The 7133-nt window shown below is 63.1% G+C and carries 4 protein-coding genes; 2 read left to right on the plus strand and 2 right to left on the minus strand.

Features of this window, described 5'->3' with window-relative positions:
• Together KBY75_RS14970 and KBY75_RS14975 are read right to left on the minus strand one after the other, a co-directional pair.
• Positions 1-746, minus strand: a 746-nt coding sequence (locus tag KBY75_RS14970; RefSeq protein WP_255024525.1) for an ATP-binding protein, incomplete at its 3' end; no start/stop codon positions are given.
• Positions 746-4543 carry a cobaltochelatase subunit CobN gene (locus KBY75_RS14975; RefSeq protein ID WP_255024526.1) on the minus strand — a complete coding sequence of 1266 codons (3798 nt, stop codon included), beginning with the start codon at positions 4541-4543 and terminating at the stop codon, positions 746-748. The genes KBY75_RS14975 and KBY75_RS14970, both read right to left, overlap by 1 nt.
• A gap of 894 nt (positions 4544-5437) precedes the next feature.
• On the opposite strand from KBY75_RS14975, the gene KBY75_RS14980 reads away from it, so the two are divergent.
• Both KBY75_RS14980 and KBY75_RS14985 read left to right on the plus strand, forming a co-directional pair.
• Positions 5438-6607, plus strand: coding sequence for a hypothetical protein (locus tag KBY75_RS14980; RefSeq protein WP_255024527.1), 1170 nt, complete (start codon positions 5438-5440; stop codon positions 6605-6607).
• Between the two features lie 229 nt (positions 6608-6836).
• The gene (locus KBY75_RS14985; RefSeq protein WP_255024528.1) at positions 6837-7082 is read left to right on the plus strand and encodes a hypothetical protein; all 246 of its coding nucleotides are present in this window, start codon (positions 6837-6839) and stop codon (positions 7080-7082) included.
• Positions 7083-7133 lie beyond the last annotated feature (51 nt).

Below are 7133 nucleotides of genomic sequence, written 5' to 3' on the forward strand. Positions count from 1 at the left end.
CGCTGCCAGAAAGCATTCGGACCGGCAGCGTGCTGCAGCACCCGCTCCACCGCCTCCACTCTCTGCTCCAGGCTCAAGGGGGTGTCGGCCGAGAGCACCATGGCCAGTCGATCGATCAGATGGGCCCGTAGTTCTCCCTCGGCAGGGTTGTAGGTGGCGATCAGCAGCGGCCGGCAGGGATGCTGAAAACTGATGCCTTCCCGTTCCACGCGGTTGATGCCACCATCCACCACCGTGAACAGCAGATTGGCGAGACCGGGATCGAGCAGGTTGAGTTCATCGATATAGAGCACACCCCGGTGCGCTTCCGCCAGCAGCCCTGGCTGGAACACCGCCCGGCCCCGCCTGATCGAAGCCGTCACGTCGACGGAGCCCAGCAAGCGATCTTCACTGACCCCGAGCGGCACCTGCACGAATGGCGAGGGTTTCAGGGCGCTGACGGGGTTGCGACTGATCTTGGCGCGATGGGCCCGGGTGGCGTCGTCCCAGTCGCCCGGATCGGCTGGATCGGCATTGCAGCAGGAACGGCGGATCACCCGGATCGGCGGCAGCAGGGCGTGCAAGGCGCGGGCCAGCACCGACTTGGCGGTTCCCCGGCGGCCGGCGATCACAATCCCGCCGAGGCCGGGATCCACCGCCAGCAGCAGCAGGGCTTGGCGGATGGCGTCCTGTCCCACCACGGCATTGATGGGAAAGGCTGTTGTTGAACCAGCCGTCGCTGGAGAACAGCTGGGCGTAACGGCCACTACGGCTCTGCCGCCACCGTCACGCCCTCCAGTTCGGCGTCGGTGAGGTCGTAGAGGTTGCGGAGCTTGTCGATTTTTTCAGTCGGGGCATTCCACAGTCCCCGACTGTTGGCCTCAAGCATGCGACCCACCACGTTGCGGAACGCTTCGGGATTGGCATCGCGCAGCCGCTGGGCCATCGCCGCGTCAAAGGCGTAGGTGTCAGCGGCCTGGTCGTAAACCCAGGAATCCCGGAATCCGGTGGTGCCGCCCCAGCCGATCAGGGCCGTCATCCTCTGCGAGATCTCATAGGCCCCACCCGATCCCATCGCGGCCATCGCCTGGGCCCAGCGGGGGTTGAGCAGCTTGGTGCGGTACTCCAGCCGCAGCAGCTCCTCCAGATCCCGCGGTGTGGTGTCGCGCGAGAACGACTCGACGAAGCTGGCCGCCACCCGGCTCCCGGGCCGACTGGCCTGCTGGGCCACTTCGGCGGCACGTTTCAGACCACCCGTATTGGCGTAGTACTCCTGAATATCGGTGAGGCCGTATTCGACCGAATCGATCTGCTGCACCACCCGGTCGGTGCTACGCAGCAGGGCGGCCAGCACCTGGGGCCGGGCTTCCCCTTTGTCGGCGCGGCCATAGCTGAACCCATTGCGGCCCTGCCAGGTGTTCGCCAGCTCCTCCCCGCTCTCCCAGTTGGCGTCGGTGACCCGGTCATTGACCAGCGAGCCGAAGTCGCCGGCGGGATTGGAGAACAGGCGGGCGCTGGGGTTCTCGATCCCCTCGGCCGCCAGCTGCAGCGCGTGGCGGCGGATCGCGTTGCAATCCGGCGGTTCGTCGGCTTCGGCAGCGCGGCGGAACAGGTCGTCGAGCAACTCGACGATGTTCACGAAGCTGTCGCGGAAGATGCCAGAGAGGTTCACCAGCACGTCGATGCGGGGATGCCCCAGGCTCTCCAGCGGCCGTAGCGCATAGCGCATGATCCGCCCGGTGCTCTCCTTCACCGGCTCGGCTCCCACCAGCTCGAGCAGGATCGCCAGCGATTCACCCCGGGTCTTGATCGCATCGAGACCCCAGAGCATCAGCGCCACGGTTTCAGGCCAGACACCGTCGTTGTTGGCTTGGTGTTGTTCCAGGATCCGCAGCGCGATCTGGCGGCCCCGCACCAGCGCGCCCGCGGAGGGCATGCGGTAGGGATCGAGGGCATGGATGTTGCGGCCTGTGGGCAGCACGCCGGGGCCGTCGCGCAGCAGGTCGCCGCCGGGGGCTGGGGGGATGTACTGGCCGCCCAGGCCATCGAGCAGATGGTCGATTTCCTCGGTGCTGCGCTCCAGCAGCTGGCAGATGCGCAGGGCCTCCAGCAGTTGCCTTGAGCGATCAGCCCCTGCCACTTCGCCTGCGCCGATGCTGCCGCGATGGAGCTGCTCCAGCTCTGCCGCCTGGGCGTGCAGGCCGGCCTCATCGGTGGCCGGGGGCAGTCGGCTGATGGCCTCGAGCAGTGCCTCAGGCAGTGCTGGGCCCACGTAGGCCTTCAGATAGGCCAGGCGCTGCTCCGGATCCGGCGGCTGGCCGAGGGTGTGCAGACCGCTGGAGAACAGCCGACTTTCCAGCAGTTGCAGATAGGCACCCAGTCGCACGATCCAGGCATCGAACGCGACCCGGTCGGTGTGGGCGTTCTCCGGTGCCGGACAGTCGGTATCGAGGCCGCTGTCGCCCACCTGCTTAAGGATGCCGTCGGATAACGCGGCATTGCGCTCGGGATCCTCCCGGTATTCGGCGATCAGATCGCGCAGGGCGATCAGCTCCCGGTAGAGCCCGGCACGGCCATAGGGGGGCACGTTGTGGGACACGATCACGCCGTAGCCGCGCCGTTTGGCGAGCATCGACTCGGAGGGATTGTTAGCCGCGTAGACATAAAGATGGGGCAGGTTGTCCAGCAACAGGTCGGACCAGGAGTAGCCCGTGTTCCCCAGGGGTGAGCCCGGCAGCCACTCCACCGTGCCGTGCATCCCGAAGTGCACCACCACATCGGCCTGGAAGCTGTGCTGCAGCCAGCCGTAGAAGGCGGCGTACTGGGGATGGGGGGTGAGATCCCGTTCGTACATCAAACGCATCGGGTCGCCCGCCACCCCCAGCGGCGGCTGCACACCGATCCAGATGTTCCCCAACTGCACGCCACCTAGCAGGAGGCGTCCCGCCAGGGTGCGGATGCCGGTATCGCCCAGCGGCCCCCACTGCTTCTCGATGCGCCTGGCGTGTAGCGGCCCGAGCCACTGCCGCAGGGTCTCCACCGTCACGCTGGCGCCGGTCCAGTCTTCGAAGCGCTCTCCCTCCGGGATGCGGCTGACCCAGGTGTCATCGGCCTCCTTCACCTGCCGAATTAACGCCTCACCACTCGCCGGCAGGGGCCCGACCCTGTAGCCCTGGCGGATCAGTGCCCTGAGCAGCGCCATCAGGGAGTCGGGCACGTTGAGCAGGGCGGCGGTGCCGGTGGCGCCATAGCCCGGAGGAAAGCCGTAGAGCACGATGGCCACGCGCCGCTCAGCAGCGGGTTTGCGGCGCAGAGCGATCCAGGAGTTCAGGCGTCCGGTGAGGCGCCGCAGCCGTTCGGGGATCAAATAGATGCGATCGCCCACCAGTCCCCCGAGGGGAACGGGATCGATGGCACCATCGAGCTCTGGCAGGGCGAACAGCACGACGCTCTGCAGTCCACCGATGCCATGGCGGGTCCAGGAGTGCAGGTCCTGGATCAGCAGCGGTGCTGACACCACGTAGGGAACGTTCTTGGCACGCAGGATGCGCTGGGCCACCTGCTCGCGGCGGCCGGCCTCCATCGACCCGGCCGGTCCACCGACAAGGGGAAAGCCGATCGTGGAAACGATCGCATCCACGGCCACAGCCTGGCGACGGGCGTCGCCGAGTTCACCAGGTAAGGCCCGCTCGCTGGCACTGGTCATCCAGTCGCGCACGGCCATGTGGCCTTCCACCCCGTTGATGAACACCGGCAGCGGCACCAGCTGGGCGGCCTCGAAGGCGCGGATCAACTGGGAGATATAGGGCTGGCAGGTGATCACATGCTTGCGGTAGAGCAGCAGCCCCACCACAGGCCAATTGCCCTGGGTCGGTGTGCTCTTGGGACGGGTGCGGTGGAACCAGCTCAGGTAGTCACGCGGATTCGGAAAGTAGCCCTCGTGGTCGGGGTGGCACAGGCCGAGATCGGGCGACTCCCGCAGGGGCGGGATCGCCTGGGGCTTTAGCCCCAGGCCATGGCGGGCCAGGTACAGAAACAGGGCGATGACGTTGTCGAGGCCACCCGCATTCCAGTAGCGGTAGAGAATCAACCAGTGGCGCAGATCCTGGGCCCGGCGTGAAGGAAGGAATCGCAATAGCTTCGGCCCCACCTTGAGAAAGCCGAAATAGGCAGCCAGCTTGTCTTCTTCGCGGCCGCTGCCGAATTTGGCGAGCAGGGCCTGAATCGGGCGGGGAATGCCGGCGCTGCTGCCGCCGATCGTGAAGTGACCGAAACAGGTCAACTGCATCAGCTCGACGGCTGATTCGAAAACCAACCGGATCGGTACCTTGGCTGCATGTTGGCGCAACCATTCCACCTGATCGAAATCGAATATTAAGCTGGCGAAGAAGGCATCAGCATTGGCCAATGCGTCATCCACGGCATCATTCGACATGGCCAGATCATGGTCACTGAATATAGTAACTTCGAGATCCGAGCATTGCACCATCGCTCGCTCTGCAGCCTTGCGGTAGAGATCGGCATTGAAGGCTTCAAAGCCAGCTAGCAGCACAATACGCTTCATGACTGCCTATGCGAATGTGAAGAAAGACTGGCCAGATAAATCGCGTAGATACTGCCTTAAGTAGTGTCTTGATTGAGCCTGATTTAGGGCATTTAAATAGTGGTCATGTCACCGATGAAATCGCTTTGCTCATGGCCTAGCTTTAAAGGCGTGCCGGCCCGCAGGAACAATGAAAGCCGCCTAAGCCGAGTTTCACTAGATTTCCATTTCACACACTTGCAGAGAATGAATCCTGGCCATTTGCTGTATGCAAGCCCCGGAAGCTGTCGACGCCGGCGTACATAGATGAGACAACATGCGGATGTATAATTTTGAAATCATGGCCTAATGCCTAATGTTGAAACTCCATTAGAAGCTCGCAACAGAATCCAACCGAGCCTTCCGCCGCCACTCAGCGCTGTTCAAGTGTGAAGAGATTATTACGGTGTTTTTTTTAGATTACCATGATCAACAATTAATCAACTACGGTTTCAGGATAGAAGATCAAGAGTGCCCTGTCGTGCGAACCTTGGTGGCGAATCAGCGGCTGATTTGCTGCAGTTGATTTGCGGTGTGATTTAAGTTGATTGTTAATTCGGCACCTCAGATGAATGCGCCGAAGCAAGCTGGCGCATTGCGGGCTGCAGTTGAGCCTGAAGTGCGGCTTCGATGGCTCGACGCTCAGGCGCTACAGCCTGGAGAAGACTTGGCTCCGCCCACACCTCCGATGGGCTCAGGTCGCTCATGGTGACTTCAACTGGATTCGGAGGCTCCACTGATGGAAGATATCTCCCCCTGAGTACAAGCCAGCGCGCTGACGATCCGGCCCCTGCTCCAAGAGCAGTACCGCCAGCGGCGACAGGTGCCGGCCATTGTCTCTGGCTACGAGGCCCTGCGCCAACACAACGTAAACCAATGAATGTTTGGGACGGCTTGATCATCAATGCCAGGCGAATCGCCCTGAAAAAGCATGGGCGTGGCTGGATCGCCCTGCTGCTGGCCTGCGCCCTGTTCTGCGAGACGGCGTGGGGCCGGACTGCCACGGAATTGCGTGTGTTTGTGAGCCAGAGCTGCCCCCACTGCGCTGCCTTCAGGGCCTACGTGCCGGAGTTGCAGCGGCGCCGCCCGGATCTGCGCATCACCCTGATCTCGGTGGATACCGATCCCGCCGCCCAGAGGGATTTGGTGGCGATCAGCCGCCAGGCCAAGATCTGGCCTCCAGGGGTGCCCACCTTCGCCGTTGGGGACAGGGTGCTGGTGGGGTTTGGCGATCCCACCAGCAGCGGGCCTGAACTGCTGGCCTTTCTCGATGGGAGTGCCGCCGCCGGGCCCGCAGGACGCACAGAGGTTGAGGCAGGTCCCCTGGGCCGCTTGAGTGTGCGGCGGCTGGGCCTTCCCCTGTTCACCCTGGCGCTGGGGCTTCTGGATGGCTTCAACCCCTGCGCGATGTGGGTGCTGTTGTTTCTGTTGTCGCTGCTGGTTCATTTGCGCAGTCGCCGCCGCATGGCTCTGGTGGCCGGCACCTTCGTGCTGGTAAGCGGAGGTGTCTACTTCCTGTTTCTGGCAGCTTGGCTGAATGTGTTTTTAGCCGTTGGCTTCGCCACACCGATCCGGGTCTCGCTGGCGCTGCTGGCGTTGCTGATTGGGGCAATCAACCTGCGCGACAGCACTACAAAAGAAGCCAATTACCACATCTCGATACCGGCTCGCGCCAAACCTGGGATCTATAGCCGCATTCGCGCCGTGCTCCAGAGCCGCTCAATCACTGGCTCATTGTTTGGGGTGGCGGCCCTGGCGGTGGTGGTCAATCTGGTGGAGCTGCTCTGCACCGCTGGCCTGCCGGCCATTTTCACCGCCGTTCTCGCTCAGCAAGATCTTCCTCCCCTTGTGCATTACGGCTACTTGGGCCTCTACATCCTTGGCTACATCGCTGATGACACGCTCATGGTGATTGTGGCGGTCAGCGCTCTCAGCAGCCGCAAGCTCAGTGAGAAAGGCGGCCGCCTTCTCAAGCAGGTCAGCGGCGTGGTGATGCTTGGGCTGGGCTTGGTGCTCTTGGTTCATCCATCCTGGCTTTTTTCCTGAGCAACAAGTGGGCGAAGGAGGCGCTTGAAGTGTTGTAGCCCGGAGCGAATCAGTCGTCAGCCGAGGGATTGTTGAGCGCCTCCAGTATCACTTTCACGCTCTGCCCCACTCCAAGACTCTGGGCAAGCGCTTTGGGCTTTGGTGTAGGCAGGCGACCGATCGAAGTCTTTCAGTCACAACACAGCTCCTAACTTGCGGGGATCTGGAACGTAATGGCAGGCCTCGCTCCATGGCCCAAGGCAGCAGCAAGGCGGGAGGTTGCGGCTGCGGCGCTGACCAAGCGGCATCGCTGCAGCGCCGCACTCTCTGGGTGGTGCTGCTGATCAACGCCACTTCCGCGGCCAGTCGGCTGCTGGTATCCGCATCAGCCGTATCGACCACCCTGGCGATTATCCAGGCCGCTACTACTAAGGAGACTCTGGAGAACCAGTGCCATTCGCGGGACAATGGCCCTGTAATCGCTGACCAGGACTGAGGTCATGGGTGGCAAGCAGCTCGGCTTCTCTGATTACGAGCTCACCACCGC

This window comes from Cyanobium sp. T1G-Tous, assembly GCF_024345455.1.
GTDB lineage: Bacteria > Cyanobacteriota > Cyanobacteriia > PCC-6307 > Cyanobiaceae > Cyanobium_A.